The organism is Alistipes sp. UBA1686 (assembly GCF_002320215.1).
In the GTDB taxonomy this organism is placed as follows: domain Bacteria; phylum Bacteroidota; class Bacteroidia; order Bacteroidales; family Rikenellaceae; genus Alistipes; species Alistipes onderdonkii.
Genome location: NZ_DCKA01000021.1, coordinates 374,623 through 388,011 on the forward strand (window position 1 = coordinate 374,623; position 13,389 = coordinate 388,011).

Annotated in this window: 13 protein-coding genes; 5 read left to right on the top strand and 8 right to left on the bottom strand. The window is 59.4% G+C overall.

The features are described from left to right. Positions 1–81: 81 nt before the first annotated feature. Complete coding sequence (argS, locus tag B3C38_RS11640) at positions 82–1,863, bottom strand: arginine--tRNA ligase (protein ID WP_022331743.1); 1,782 nt, start codon at positions 1,861–1,863, stop codon at positions 82–84. A 175-nt stretch (positions 1,864–2,038) separates the two neighbouring features. On the opposite strand from argS, the gene B3C38_RS11645 reads away from it, so the two are divergent. After that, entirely contained in the window at positions 2,039–3,316 is a 1,278-nt protein-coding gene (locus B3C38_RS11645) for a hemolysin family protein (protein ID WP_022331742.1), read from the top strand. After that, positions 3,313–4,335, top strand: a complete 1,023-nt coding sequence (dusB, locus tag B3C38_RS11650; protein ID WP_018697161.1) for a tRNA dihydrouridine synthase DusB — start codon at positions 3,313–3,315, stop codon at positions 4,333–4,335. Before B3C38_RS11645 ends, dusB begins: the two co-directional genes overlap by 4 nt. A 143-nt stretch (positions 4,336–4,478) precedes the next feature. On the opposite strand, the gene B3C38_RS11655 is transcribed toward dusB, so the two are convergent. From B3C38_RS11655 to B3C38_RS11670, 4 genes are all read right to left on the bottom strand, one after another. Further along, positions 4,479–4,973 (bottom strand): methylglyoxal synthase, encoded by a 495-nt coding sequence (locus B3C38_RS11655; RefSeq protein WP_055210489.1) that lies wholly within the window; start codon positions 4,971–4,973, stop codon positions 4,479–4,481. A 119-nt stretch (positions 4,974–5,092) separates the two neighbouring features. Further along, the gene (locus B3C38_RS11660; RefSeq protein ID WP_286727171.1) at positions 5,093–5,497 is read right to left on the bottom strand and encodes a DUF5606 domain-containing protein; all 405 of its coding nucleotides are present in this window, start codon (positions 5,495–5,497) and stop codon (positions 5,093–5,095) included. A gap of 21 nt (positions 5,498–5,518) precedes the next feature. Further along, positions 5,519–5,959, bottom strand: coding sequence for a hypothetical protein (locus tag B3C38_RS11665; protein ID WP_286727172.1), 441 nt, complete (start codon positions 5,957–5,959; stop codon positions 5,519–5,521). 12 nt (positions 5,960–5,971) lie between these two features. Then, entirely contained in the window at positions 5,972–6,886 is a 915-nt protein-coding gene (locus tag B3C38_RS11670; RefSeq protein ID WP_286727173.1) for a mechanosensitive ion channel family protein, read from the bottom strand. A gap of 103 nt (positions 6,887–6,989) precedes the next feature. On the opposite strand from B3C38_RS11670, the gene serB reads away from it, so the two are divergent. The 3 genes from serB to B3C38_RS11685 are packed head-to-tail and all read left to right on the top strand — an operon-like array spanning position 6,990 to position 9,838. Continuing rightward, on the top strand, positions 6,990–8,213 hold the full coding sequence (serB, locus tag B3C38_RS11675; RefSeq protein WP_055203356.1) for a phosphoserine phosphatase SerB: 1,224 nt from the start codon (positions 6,990–6,992) through the stop codon (positions 8,211–8,213). Between the two features lie 4 nt (positions 8,214–8,217). Continuing rightward, positions 8,218–8,979, top strand: a complete 762-nt coding sequence (locus tag B3C38_RS11680; RefSeq protein WP_286727175.1) for a DUF5689 domain-containing protein — start codon at positions 8,218–8,220, stop codon at positions 8,977–8,979. After that, positions 8,957–9,838, top strand: coding sequence for a DUF5689 domain-containing protein (locus B3C38_RS11685; protein ID WP_276792501.1), 882 nt, complete (start codon positions 8,957–8,959; stop codon positions 9,836–9,838). Before B3C38_RS11680 ends, B3C38_RS11685 begins: the two co-directional genes overlap by 23 nt. Here the strand turns inward: B3C38_RS11685 and obgE are convergent. From obgE to B3C38_RS11700, 3 genes are all read right to left on the bottom strand, one after another. Further along, positions 9,768–10,781 (bottom strand): GTPase ObgE, encoded by a 1,014-nt coding sequence (gene obgE / locus B3C38_RS11690; protein WP_276792499.1) that lies wholly within the window; start codon positions 10,779–10,781, stop codon positions 9,768–9,770. The genes B3C38_RS11685 and obgE overlap by 71 nt on opposite strands. A 198-nt stretch (positions 10,782–10,979) precedes the next feature. Further along, positions 10,980–11,960, bottom strand: coding sequence for a fibronectin type III domain-containing protein (locus B3C38_RS11695; RefSeq protein ID WP_117506667.1), 981 nt, complete (start codon positions 11,958–11,960; stop codon positions 10,980–10,982). Positions 11,961–12,001: 41 nt separating this feature from the next. Beyond that, positions 12,002–13,297: a hypothetical protein gene (locus B3C38_RS11700; RefSeq protein WP_286727176.1), complete on the bottom strand. Its 1,296-nt coding sequence runs from the start codon at positions 13,295–13,297 to the stop codon at positions 12,002–12,004. Positions 13,298–13,389: the final 92 nt, after the last annotated feature.

The window sequence follows — 13,389 nt, forward strand, 5'->3', positions numbered from 1 at the left end:
CAGACGATACAGGAAGGGCAGCTCCCGCGGGGAGCTGCCCTTTTCAAAATCATATCTCAGCTTTCGCAGCCCGGCAAGGGGTTACATCCGCTCCGGGACGTCGATGCCGAGCAGGTTCATGCCGCGGCGGATGACACGCGCCACCTGCCCGGCCAGCCGGAGACGCATCGTGCGGGTCGCTGCATCCTCTTCCCGGAGGATCGAATGGTCATGGTAGTATCCGTTGAACTGCTTGGCCAGCTCGTAGACATAGGCGCCGATAACCGAGGGGGCGAAATTTTCGCCCGCGGCGGCCACGACCGACGGATATTCCGTGAGCGTCTTCACCAGGTCGATCTCCTCGGGCAGGTAATCGGCCTGCACGGCGGCGGAAAAGTCGATCCCGGCTTCGGTAGCCTTGCGCAGGATCGAGCAGATACGCGCATGGGTATATTGGATGAACGGCCCCGTATTGCCGTTGAAGTCGATGGATTCGCGCGGGTCGAAAAGCATGGTCTTCCTGGGGTCGACCTTGAGGATGAAATACTTGAGCGCCCCCAGCCCGACCATCGTCGACACGGCATTGGCTTCTTCTTCGGAGCAGCCGTCCAGCTTGCCCAGCTCGGCCGACATCTCGCGTGCGGTAGCGACCATGCCGGCGATCAGGTCGTCGGCGTCGACCACCGTGCCCTCGCGCGACTTCATCTTGCCCTCGGGCAATTCCACCATGCCGTAGGAGAGGTGCGTGATATGGTCGCTCCAGTCGGCATACCCCAGTTTCTTGAGCACCAGCTTGAGCACCTGGAAGTGGTAGTTCTGTTCGTTACCCACGACATAGATCATGTCGTCGAGCTTGTTATCCTCGAAGCGGCGGTAGGCCGTACCCAGATCCTGCGTCATGTAGACCGAAGTCCCGTCGCCGCGCAGCAGCAGTTTCTCGTCCAGCCCGTCGGCCGTGAGGTCGATCCAGACCGAATTGTCGGGACGGCGGTAGAAAACACCCTTGCGGAGCCCCTCCTCGACGAGGCTCTTGCCCAGCAGGTAGGTCTGCGATTCGTAGTAAACCTTGTCGAAATCGACGCCCAGCGCCTTGTAGGTCACGTCGAAGCCCTCATACACCCAGCCGTTCATGGTTTCCCAAAGCGAGTAGACCTCAGGATCGCGGGCCTCCCACTTGCGCAGCATCTCCTGCGCCTCGAGCATCACGGGAGCGTTCTTTTTCGCCTCCTCTTCACTCTGCCCCTGCGCCATCAACTCCTTGATTTGCGCTTTGTAGTGCTTGTCGAATTCGACGTAGTATTTGCCTACGAGGTGGTCGCCCTTCATGCCCGACGTGGCGGGCGTTTCACCGTTGCCGTAGAGTTTCCACGCCAGCATCGACTTGCAGATATGGATGCCGCGGTCGTTCACCAGGTTGGCCTTGATGACGCTATGTCCGTTGGCCTTGAGTATCTGCGCCACGGAGTAGCCCAGCAGGTTGTTGCGGATATGCCCCAGGTGCAGGGGTTTGTTGGTATTGGGCGACGAATATTCGATCATGACCGTGCGCCCGGTGGCCGGGGCCTGCCCGAAATCGGCATCGGCAGCGACCTCGTCAAAACGCGCCGCCCAGAAAGCGCCGTCGAGCACGAGGTTCAGAAAACCCTTGATGACATTGAAAGACTTGATTTCGGGGACGTTGGCCGTCATATAACCGCCGATCTCGGTCGCAGTGGCTTCGGGCGACTTGCGGCTTCGTCGCAGCAGCGGGAAGGTCACGAGCGTATAATCGCCCTCGAATTCCTTGCGGGTCTTCTGAATCTGCAACTGTTCGCCGTCGAGCGTACCGTAAAGCGCCTCCACCGAGCGGCGGACGGCATCCGAAATAAAGTTCTCAATATTCATATCGTGAAAGAATTTGTCCGCAAATTTAGTATTTTTTCAGGGAATATTCAATCCCCGGCCCCATATTATTCGGACAGGGTGCAATACCCTGCCCCGGCACCGGTGGGCGCACAAATAAATTTGGCATTACACACGCCATGCATTATCTTTGCAGACAAACAAACCGGACACCCCAATGGAGTTCCTCATCATTCTATTATTAATCATCCTGAACGGCTTCTTCGCCATGTCGGAGATCGCCATGATCTCCGCGCGCCGCTCCAATCTGGAGATGCAGGCGCGGCAGGGCAACGCCGGGGCGCGGCAGGCGCAGAAGCTTATCGAAGACCCGGACAAATTCCTTTCGACCATCCAGATCGGCATCACGCTGATAGGCATCCTCACGGGTATCTACTCGGGCGATGCGCTGGCCTCGAAATTCGGCCGGGAGCTCGCCGCACTCGGCATTTCCCTGCGTACGGCCACGGTCGTGGCGCAGATCACGATCGTCATCGTCGTAACCTACCTGACCCTCATATTCGGGGAGCTCGTGCCCAAACGCATCGGCATGAACTCGGCGGAGAAGATCGCCAAACTGGTGGCCCGGCCCATGCGCCTGCTCTCGCAGCTGGCCTCGCCGTTCGTATGGCTCCTGTCGCGCAGCACCGCAGGCGTGACCCGCCTGCTGGGGCTCCGCAAATCGGATTCGAAGGTCACCGAGGAGGAAATACGCTCCATCATCCAGGAAGGCGCGGAGGACGGCGAAGTGCAGGAGGTCGAGCAGAAGATCATGGGCCGCGTATTTTCGCTGGGCGACAGGACGGTCGAGTCGATCATGACCTTCCGCAGCGAACTGGTATGGATCGACACCGCGATGACGCCGGAACAGATCCGCGAACAGGTCAACCGGGAGCCCCACAACCGCTATCCCGTCGGCGAAGGGAGCCTCGACAAGCTCGCAGGCGTCGTCTACCTGAAAGACCTGTTCCGACATATCGACGACCCCGGATTCGACATCCGCAACCACCTTTCGCCCGCCAAGTTCTTCCACGAGGGGGCCGAGGTATACAGCGCGCTGGAGCAATTGCGCAGCGAACAGCTCGGCTACGGCATCGTGTGCGACGAATTCGGCGTAACGCGCGGCATCGTCACCCTGAAGGACATCTTCGAGGCGCTGGTCGGCGAGATCCCCGACAGCTACGAGGAACCCGACATCGTACGGCGCGAGGACGGCAGCGTGCTCATCGACGGGCAGTGTCCGTTTTACGATTTCCTGGCCTTCTTCGGCGCGGAGAACGCCGTTCCCCGCAATGCCTACAATACGATCAGCGGACTGGTTCTCGACCAGCTGAAACACATTCCCGCCACGGGGGAGAAGCTCCGCTGGAACAGTTTCGACCTCGAGATCGTCGACATGGACGGCGTCCGCATCGACAAAATACTCGTAACACACGACCAAGTGAGCGAATCATGAAAATTGCCGACATAGAACTCGGGGAGAAACCCCTGCTGCTGGCGCCGATGGAGGACGTGACCGACCCGTCGTTCCGCTACATGTGCAAGCGGTTCGGCGCCGACGTGGTTTACACGGAATTCATCTCGTCCGACGGGCTGATACGCGATGCGGCCAAGTCGCTCAAAAAACTCGAAATCGACGACGCGGAGCGTCCGGTGGGCATCCAGCTCTACGGCCATCTGGTCGAACCGATGGTCGAGGCGGCACGCATGGCCGAAGCGGCCGGCCCGGACATCATCGACATCAACTTCGGCTGCCCCGTAAAGAAGATCGCGGGGCGAGGCGCCGGGTCGGGCATGATGCGCGACGTGCCGCTAATGGTCGAAATGACGCGGCGGATCGTGGAGGCGGTCGGAAAACCCGTGACCGTGAAAACCCGCCTGGGCTGGGACGACGAGTCGAAGAACATCGAGGAGATAGCCCTGCGCCTGCAGGACGTCGGCATCGCGGCGCTCACGATACACGGCCGCACACGGGCCCAGATGTACCGCGGCGAAGCCGACTGGACGCTGATCGGCAAGGTGAAGAACAATCCGCAGATACAAATCCCGATCATCGGCAACGGCGATGTGGATTCGGGGCCGAAAGCGGCCGAAATGTTCGACCGCTACGGCGTGGACGGCGTGATGATCGGCCGCGCGACCTACGGGCGCCCGTGGATATTCCGCGAGGTGAAACACTACCTTGCCACGGGCGAAGTGCTGCCCCAGCCATCGGTCTGCGAGCGGGTGGAGATCGCCAAGGAGCACCTGCGAAAATCGCTGGAAATCAAAGGCGAATACGTGGGCATCCTCGAAATGCGCCGCCACCTGTCCAACTATTTCAAGGGGCTGCCCGATTTCAAGCCCACACGCCTGAAGCTGGTCACGCTGCTCGACATCCCCGAGCTGTTCGCCACGCTCGACTCGATCGCCGAGCGCTGGGGCGATTTCGACGTGAGCGGCACAGTGCCCGCACCGCTGTCGCACGACCTGTAATCGATCGGGTTCACACGAAGGCCTGATTCCGGTCGGTGGCCGAGACGGAGATGGAACGGGGTTTTGCCCGCTCTGCGCGAAACAGCAAAAAATACGCCTGATCCCCCTGTGGAATCAGGCGTTTATACGCTCAGATACAACGGCTACTTCAGCACACGCTCGACATAGGCTTTGTAATCCTTTACGACGGGCTCGTACTCCTCGTCCTCGAAGAGCGGCGACGAGATCAGGAAATCGGCCGACGAACGGTTGATCGCCGTCGGGACATTGTAGAGCGTCGCCAGGCGCAACAACGCCTTGACGTCGACGTCGTGCGGCTGCGCCGACATGGGATCCCAGAAGAAGATCAGGGCGTTGATCTTGCCGTCGGCAATCAGCGACCCCAACTGCTGGTCACCGCCCAGCGGGCCGGATTTGAGCAGCGTGATTTTCAGGTCGGACAATTCCCGGATCCCATCCGCGGATTCGTCTTCCTCGCGGTGATCCCGCAGTGTCTTTTCGACCATCTTACCGGTCGTACCCGTACAAACGAGATGATGGCGGCTCAGGTTCCTGCTGTTCCAGTCGACCCATTCGGCCAGGTCGCGTTTCATATTGTCGTGGGCAACCAGTGCCAGCACTTTTGTCATTTTAGCCATAGCGATATTTTTATCCGTTGAACAAAGATAATACAAACACGGGGATTACGGATAAAAACAAACGAATTTAATCGGGATACGACACAACAAAAAAGCCCCGCTCGGGCGGGGCTCAGGAGTTATTCGGTTTCGGCCGGAAGCTTGAACTCGGTAAACCCGGCTTTGACGAGGATGTTATACCACGCAAAGCACTTCTTGATGTCGGAAACGTGTACCCGGTCACGGTCATAGTCGGGAAGCACCTCGGCGAAACAAGCTTTCAGTTTTTCGGGGGCCTCCTTGGAGCTGACGGCCTCGCGGCCGCCCGTATGGGCATAGATCTTGGTGAACACATCGGCCAGGGGAATGTCGTCTCCCTCTGTGAACATCGAGATCTCGGTCAGCGAACTTACTTTCGACGTCGCCGAAGCGTTCATCCGCCTGCCGTCGAGCAACGATTCGACGATCACACCGTGCGTGGACTGCGCTACATACTTATAAAGTCCGGACTGGCCCGAAATGGCCAGAATTTCTTTCAATTCCATATTAAATTATAGTGTGGTAAATTAATTCGCTTCGGGGTTGGGCATCGGCTCCGGGTCGGTCTCTTCCTGCACGGTATACTCGTACACCTCGGAGAACGTATACACGCTGTACGCAGAGACGGCAAGTATCTGGAAGGTCACTTTCGTGCCGGCCTTCTCCTTGCCGATCGTACCTGAATAGCGTTTTTCCGTATCCGTCTTGTTGGTACTCAGCCATGCACCCTCTTCCTTCACCTTCGTCTCGTCGTCGTTGAGGGCACGCAGGATGCTGATGCCGGTAAATCCGTATTCACTCGTGACGGTCGCCGTTACGCGGACGTCATCGCCGGCATGGACATCATCAAGGCCGGGGCTGCAAGAGACATTCGAAATTACGGGCGCAACCTTATACTCGGGGCCGAGTTCCTTGTTGCAAGCCGCCAGGCAGCATGCCGCCACGGCTATGATAAGCAATTTTTTCATTTTATAGGCAGATTAATTGTTTTTCACATGCACATCCATCTGCGGGAAGGGGAAGTTGATCCCCTTTTCGGGCAGTTGTTTGTAGAATTTTTCGTTGTTTTCGAAGAACACGTTCCAGTAATCGCCGTTCTTCACCCAGGCGTGTGCCGAAAGGTTGACCGAGCTGTCGGCGAGGGCTGCTACCCACACCACGGGCGCAGGATCGCCCAGCACGCGGCTGTCGGCGGCAAGGATGGCGAGGATCGCCGCACGCGCCGTATCCACGTCGTCGCCATAGGAAATACCGATCGTCCAGTCCACGCGGCGGGTATCGGACGTGGAATAATTGTCGATGATGGCCGTGGCGATCGAGTTGTTCGGAATGTAAATTGTCTGGTTATCGACCGTAGTGATGACCGTCGAGAAGAGTTTGATCTCGCGCACGGTGCCCGACTGTCCCTGTGCCGAGATGTAGTCGCCGACACGGTAAGGCTTCATCAGCAGGATCATCACGCCGCCCGCGAAGTTCTGCGCCGTACCGCTCAGGGCCATACCGATGGCCAGCGTGGCGGCGGAGAAGACGGCGATGAGCGATGTGACGTTGACGCCCAGCGTCGAGACGACGATCAGCACCAGCAGCAGCGTGAAGATCACGCGCACGGTGTTGCGCATGAACGACCGCAGCGAAATATCGACACGGCGGTGTTCCAGCGCCAAGTCGAGCAGCCTGACGATGCGCCGCAATATCCAGCGGCTGATGAAATAGATCGCCAGCGCGAGGGTTATTTTCAGCAGTATCCAGACCGACTCGGACAGGAGGTTTTGCAATACGGTCTCGAAATCGAGGTTCGCAATTTTATGGACGGTTTCCGCAAAATTGGCTTTCTGCACACTGTCGGGCAGCATCAGCGGCGCGGGCGTATCGGTTCCTAAAAAAAGAGGCCACATATACCAGAAATAAAGTTTGTCTGCAAAAATAACCAAAAAAAAGAGAAGTTTACTAACTTTGTCTACGAATTTACGGAAAAGAAAACAGGAAAAACGCTACAAGATGCAAAACAACGTCGAAATCATCCAGATAAATATATCCGGCGAAGACAAGCCGGGCATGACCTCTTCGCTCACCGAAATACTCGCGCGCTACGACGCCTTCATCCTCGACATCGGCCAGGCCAACATCCACCAGTCGCTGACGCTGGGCATCCTGTTCCGGACTACATCGGACAAATCGGGCAACATCATGAAGGAGCTGTTGTTCAAGGCATCGGAGCTGGGAGTGATGATCCGTTTCACTCCCATTTCGGAACAGAACTACGACAACTGGGTCGGCCGGCAGGGCAAAAACCGCTACATCATCACCCTCCTGGGACGTACGGTCACGGCACGCCATATCGCCGAAGTGACACGCGTGGTGGCACAGCACGGGCTGAATATCGACGCCATAAAGCGCCTGACGGGCCGCATCCCGCTCAGCGAGGACGACCGTGCGGCCAAATCGTGCATCGAACTTTCGGTGCGCGGGTCGCTCACCGACGAGGAGCGCAGTACGATGCAGGAGGGGTTCATGAATCTGTCGGAAATCGGCCTCGACGTCTCGTTCCAGAAAGATGACATCTACCGCCGCAGCCGCCGCCTGATCTGCTTCGACATGGATTCGACGCTGATCGAGACCGAGGTGATCGACGAACTGGCCGAGCGCGCCGGCGTGGGCGATGCGGTGCGCGAGATCACGGCACGCGCCATGCGGGGCGAGATCGACTTCCGCGAAAGCTTCACCGAGCGCGTGGCCCTGCTCAAGGGGCTCGACGTCTCGGTCATGGAGGAAATAGCCCGTAACCTGCCCATCACCGAAGGGCTGGAGCGCATGATGACGATCCTCAAGCGTGTGGGCTATAAAACGGCGATCCTCTCGGGCGGGTTCACCTATTTCGGCAACTACCTGCGCCAGAAATACGGATTCGACTACGTATATGCCAACGAGCTGGAGATCGAACAGGGCAAGCTCACGGGGCGCTATGTCGGCGAGGTGGTCGACGGGCGCCGCAAGGCCGAACTGCTGCGCCTGCTGTGCCAGTTCGAGGAGATCAACATCGCCCAGTCGGTGGCAGTCGGCGACGGCGCCAACGACCTGCCGATGCTCAACCTCGCGGGCCTGGGCATCGCATTCCATGCCAAACCCAAGGTGAAGGCCACGGCACGGCAGTCCATCTCGACCATCGGCTTGGACGGCATCCTCTATTTCCTCGGTCTGAAGGATTCACGCATCGAACAATAACCCTATGCGACTGTTGCCGCTGCTCTGCGTGGCCCTGCTCGCGGCGGGGTGTTACGACTCCCGGTTCGGGGAACGCGGCGACGACGCCACGCCCGAGCCCGTCACGGCGACCATCCGGCAGCTGCGTGAGAAATTCGCCGGGACGACCTTCCCCGTCACGGGGGACATCGTGGTGTCGGGGCGCGTAACCACCAGCGATTACGACGAGAATTTCTACCGCACGTTCTGCATCGAAGAGGACGGAGCGGGGATAGAGGTCATGGCGGGCATAGACCACCTGCACAACGATTTCCCGGAGGGCTGCCAGGTCACGCTCAGGCTCAGGGGCCTGGCGCTGGGCGAAAGCCACGGGGTATTGCAGGCCGGGCGGATGCCCGCCGCAGGAAGCGGTTTCGCGACCGATTACATAGGGTCGAAAGCGGCGCTGGACGCAGCGGTGACCCGCAACGGGGAGGCGCTGGAACCCATTGCCCCTACCCTGCTGTCGTCCGGCGAACTGACGCCGGAGCGATGCGGCACGCTGGTGCGGATCGGGGCGCTAAGCTACACCCCGGAAGACCTTACGCCCGGGACATGGGCCGGATACAAGCGTTTCACGGACGACGTAGGCGCGGCGGTCTACACCTATGTACGCAGCTACGCCCGGTTTGCGGACGACGAGGTACCCGTCGGCCGCTGTACGCTCACGGGAATCCTGCAATACGACGCCACCGGGGAAGGGCGTTACATTCTCAAACTGCGCGATGAAAACGATTGTACCCGTTAACCGGCTCCCGGCGATATCCCGCACGGCACTCCGCACGGCCGTGTCCGTCGTGCTGGCGCTGACGGCCCTCGCCGGGTGCGACAAGGCGTCGGGGCTGGAATTCGACGACGACACGCCGCAGGGGATGGTCACGATCGCTGCGCTCAAATCGCGTTGCACGGGAGCACAGGCCGCCGTCACGGAGGACATCACGGTCGAAGGCGTGGTGACGGGCAACGACCTCTACGGAGAATTCTACAAAACGCTGGTCGTCGAAGACACGAGCGGCGGGATTTCGATAGCCGTGGACGCCACGGAACTCTACGTCGACTACCCGGTCGGCACGGCGGTCACGATCCATTGCAACGGGCTGTTCCTGTGCGACTACGGCGGCAAGGTAATGCTCGGCACGCGCCCCACGGACGAATATGCCGGGCCGGGGAGGATACCCCAGGCGGAGGCGGTGCTGTACCTGCGGCGGAAGCAGGCGGAAACCAGCCCCCTACGGCCTCGGACGCTCACGTTCGGGGAGGTAGACATGCGACATACCGACACCTACGTGCATTTCGAAGGGGTACGGTTCGTGCAGCAGGGCAACTGGTGCGACCCCGATCCCGAGACCGGACGCCCCGCGACGACCGAACGGTGGATCGCGGATCACACGGGACGGGAATTCATCGTCCGCACGGCAGGTACGTGCACCTATGCCACGGAGCCCGTACCGCAGGGCACAGGCTCCGTATATGGGATAATCGACTATTTCAACGGGAAATACACGCTCCGCATCGCCAACCGCGAGGTGGATTTCGCTACTGTTGCAGCACGTCCCACAGCATGTCCTTCAAGCGGGGGATATTCAGCCCCGAAACCGACGAGATAAACACCGACGGGACGCCTTCGGGCAGGTGGGATTTCATCTCTTCGATCAGTCCGTCGTCCAGCATGTCGCATTTGGTGATGGCCAGCAGCCGCTGCTTGTCGAGCAATTCGGGGTTGTACTGCGTAAGCTCGCCCAGCAAAACCGCATAATCGCGTTTGAGGTCGTCGCTGTCGGCCGGGATCATAAACAGCAGCACCGAGTTGCGCTCGATATGGCGCAGGAAGCGTGTGCCCAGGCCGCGGCCCTCGTGCGCCCCCTCGATGATACCCGGAATGTCGGCCATGACGAACGACTTGTGGTCACGTACCTCGACAATGCCGAGGTTGGGTTCGAGCGTGGTGAAAGCATAGTTGGCGATCTTGGGTTTGGCAGCCGAGACCACCGAGAGCAAGGTGCTCTTGCCCGCATTGGGGAACCCGACCAGCCCGACGTCGGCCAAGACCTTCAGTTCGAGGATGAAGGTGCCTTCGTCGCCCTCCTCGCCCGGCTGCGCATAGCGCGGCGTCTGGTTCGTGGCGCTCTTGAAATGCCAGTTGCCGAGGCCGCCCCGGCCGCCTTTGAGCAGTACGAGCTGTTCGCCGTCGGCCGTCACCTCGCCGACATCTTCGGTGAGCGTGGTGCCGTCCTCCTGTTCAACCACACGCCGGGCGACCGTGCCCAGCGGCACGGGGATGACGATGTCCCGGGCGTCCCGGCCCGACGAGCGGGCTCCCGAGCCGCACTGCCCGTCCTCGGCGAACTGGTGGCGCTGGTATTTGAGGTGGATAAGCGTCCAGTACTGGCTGTCGCCCTGCAGGACGATGCTGCCGCCCTTGCCGCCGTCGCCGCCGTCGGGGCCGCCGAAAGCCACGAATTTTTCACGGCGGAAATGCGCCGAGCCGGCCCCTCCGTGTCCCGAACGGGCAAATATCTTCACGTAATCTACAAAGTTCGAACCTGCCATACCTTGATTATTTAGGTTGCAAAGATAGTGCAAGCCGAGGGCAAAAGCAAGTTTACTTGCATTTTGCCGAGGCGCCGCCTGTCTAAAACAAGGTTAAAGATAATGCAAGCCGGGGCGATGCCGGATTTATTTGGAAATGCCCGGGCATCAAAAAAGCCCGTGTCGGGGACACGGGCCTTGAAGCAGCCGGATGAAGGCTTATTTCTTGCGGGTCAGCACGATGTCGGACACACCGAGGCAGTAGCGCGCATAAGCGCCCTGCTTGGGATGCCACTGGAACAGCGACGGTGTCCAGGTTTTCTCGGCGATCACGGTCGACCCCACACGCAGTTCGTCGCCGGCGACCGTGACGGGAAGTTCGCATTCGCAATCGGAGAAAGCCTTGTCATCGGCACCGCCGAGCAGGTAGACCGGGCCGAGCTCATCGGTGGTGAACCAGCTCAGGACATTGAACTTGGTAGTAGCTTCGACGACGATCGATCCGTCCTCCAGGAGTTTGAGAAACCACTTGGGGCCGAAGCCTTCGAGAGCCCGGGCTACGGTAAAGCCCTCTTCGATCAGCTGTTCGTAGGTTCGGGCACTGCCCTCTTTCTCGAAGTCCCCGAGGCCAAGGCAGATGAGATAGTTCTCCTTGCGGTATTTCCGCGAGCCGACCTGTGCCATGATATCGACATCGAACGTCCACTCCTCGGTCTGGTAGAAGAAACCGCCCGCAGGGTCGATGCCCGTGGCGTATTTCACGGTCTGCTTGCCGGCCCATGAACCGACGAGTGCGTCGAACTCGGCCGACTGGATCATTCCGGAAGTATCCTCTGCGAGCGTGGTCACCTTGATCTGGGCTGCGTCGGATGCGGTATACTTCGAGTCGGTGGAGAGCGCCTTGACGGTGACCGTATACTCCGTTCCCGGATTCAGGCCGCTCAAACGGGCGGAAGTTTCGGATGTGGTCGCTTCAGCGCCGCCATCGAGCGAATAGGCATATACATTTGCATGCTCGACGGCCTGCCACGTCACTGTGAAAGCGGTCTCCTCGACCGAACTTTGGGCGAGGACGGGTGCGGCGAGCTGCGTCCCGTTGTTATTCCCGTTATCCCCGTCGTCACCGGAATCGGAATCGCTGCAAGCGGTAAAACCCAGCAACAGGGAAGCACACATTAAAATTCTGCTGATCTTTTTCATTGTCGTTCGTATTTATCGGTTTTGAAATTCTTACGTGATTTTTATTCGGCCTTTTCGGTCTTCTGTGTCTTCTCGATCCAGAAATCGGAGCCGCTCTTGCTGATCCCCAGCACGCAGACCGAATAGGAGGTTCCGGCGGCCAGTCCGGTCTTACGGATGGTCTGCGGCCCGGTATACTCGCCCTTGGTGGGCATCACCTCCTTCTTGAATGCCTCCAGTCCCCCGGCCATCAATACCTCCATAGCCAACGAAGAGGTCTTTGTGACATGGACGTAATATTTCTCGATGGCGGCATCGGGCGTACAGACGACATCAAACCCGTCGGGCGCGACATTCTCGAACGTTACCGTCACTTCGCCCGACGCATCGGGAAGGGTCGTGGCAGGAGCCGATACGAGGACGGTCGTGAGCAGGTCGCCCGGGGCGTACCACCCTACTGCGTAGACGACATAGTCGGTTTCGGGTTTCAGCCCGGTAAATTCGAAGGGGTGGTCACCCTGTACGAGTTGTGCGGCAAGATACTCCTCGAAGCTGACGCCCGCAATCAGGGCCGAAGCGCTGAGCTTGCGGCGCACCGACCCGATAAATTCCTCCGTCGAAGCGTATTTGTCGAAGTCGGACTTCAGGGCATAACCGCAATAGTAGGTTCGCGTCTTGCTTTTGGGAGATACGGATACGGAAATGCTGTTCATCCCGGTCTCGACAGCCGAAAGCGTAAAGGGATTCTGTTCCATGGCGGCGGCGACCGTCAGCTCGGCGAATTCGGAGTCGAGGAACTGCACCTGTCCGGAAACGGCTTTCACACGCACGGTAGCCGGCATACCGGATTCCAGCCCGGTCACGACTGCAGACAACCCCGTAACGGTCAGCTCCTCACCGCCATCGACCGTATATACATAGGATGCCGCATCGGGAACGGCTTCCCACACGACTGTCGCGGAATTCTCCGTGGCGTCGCCCGCCGAGAGGACAGGGGCCGCCAGCTGTGTGGCCGGCAGGGTCGTCAGGGTGATTCGTGCGCACTCCGAATCCAGGTACTGCTCCTGCCCCGCGACGGCCTTTACTTCGACGGTATAACTGCGACCGGGCTCCAGTCCGTCGAAGCGCACCGACGGTTGCGTCACGATCGTCCCTGCGGCGCCGTCGAGCGTACAGGCGTAGGACACTGCGTTCTCCACAGCGCCCCAGGTCACGGCGACCGAAACCTGCGTTACGGCGTCTTCCGCCAGGACGGGTGCGGCCAAAGCAACGGGATCCACGGGTTTTTCGTCATCCGAGCAACCCGCCATAACAGCCCCGAGCACAAAAAAAGCTGAGAAAAGTAGTTTTTTCTTCATAGCTGAAAATGTTTAGAAAAATTTGCTGCAAAAGTTCATTAACCTACTGATTCAAAGTCCATACAGCCCGAAAAAGATTGCCAGAAAAGGCT

Coding starts and splice junctions, on each gene's coding strand:
- B3C38_RS11645 (WP_022331742.1), top strand. CDS start 2,039: ATGGAGTTCCTCATCATTCTATTATTAATCATCCTGAACGGCTTCTTC.
- B3C38_RS11660 (WP_286727171.1), bottom strand. CDS start 5,497: ATGGAATTGAAAGAAATTCTGGCCATTTCGGGCCAGTCCGGACTTTAT.
- B3C38_RS11655 (WP_055210489.1), bottom strand. CDS start 4,973: ATGGCTAAAATGACAAAAGTGCTGGCACTGGTTGCCCACGACAATATG.
- serB (WP_055203356.1), top strand. CDS start 6,990: ATGCAAAACAACGTCGAAATCATCCAGATAAATATATCCGGCGAAGAC.
- dusB (WP_018697161.1), top strand. CDS start 3,313: ATGAAAATTGCCGACATAGAACTCGGGGAGAAACCCCTGCTGCTGGCG.
- B3C38_RS11670 (WP_286727173.1), bottom strand. CDS start 6,886: ATGTGGCCTCTTTTTTTAGGAACCGATACGCCCGCGCCGCTGATGCTG.
- B3C38_RS11695 (WP_117506667.1), bottom strand. CDS start 11,960: ATGAAAAAGATCAGCAGAATTTTAATGTGTGCTTCCCTGTTGCTGGGT.
- argS (WP_022331743.1), bottom strand. CDS start 1,863: ATGAATATTGAGAACTTTATTTCGGATGCCGTCCGCCGCTCGGTGGAG.
- obgE (WP_276792499.1), bottom strand. CDS start 10,781: ATGGCAGGTTCGAACTTTGTAGATTACGTGAAGATATTTGCCCGTTCG.
- B3C38_RS11680 (WP_286727175.1), top strand. CDS start 8,218: ATGCGACTGTTGCCGCTGCTCTGCGTGGCCCTGCTCGCGGCGGGGTGT.
- B3C38_RS11665 (WP_286727172.1), bottom strand. CDS start 5,959: ATGAAAAAATTGCTTATCATAGCCGTGGCGGCATGCTGCCTGGCGGCT.
- B3C38_RS11685 (WP_276792501.1), top strand. CDS start 8,957: ATGAAAACGATTGTACCCGTTAACCGGCTCCCGGCGATATCCCGCACG.
- B3C38_RS11700 (WP_286727176.1), bottom strand. CDS start 13,297: ATGAAGAAAAAACTACTTTTCTCAGCTTTTTTTGTGCTCGGGGCTGTT.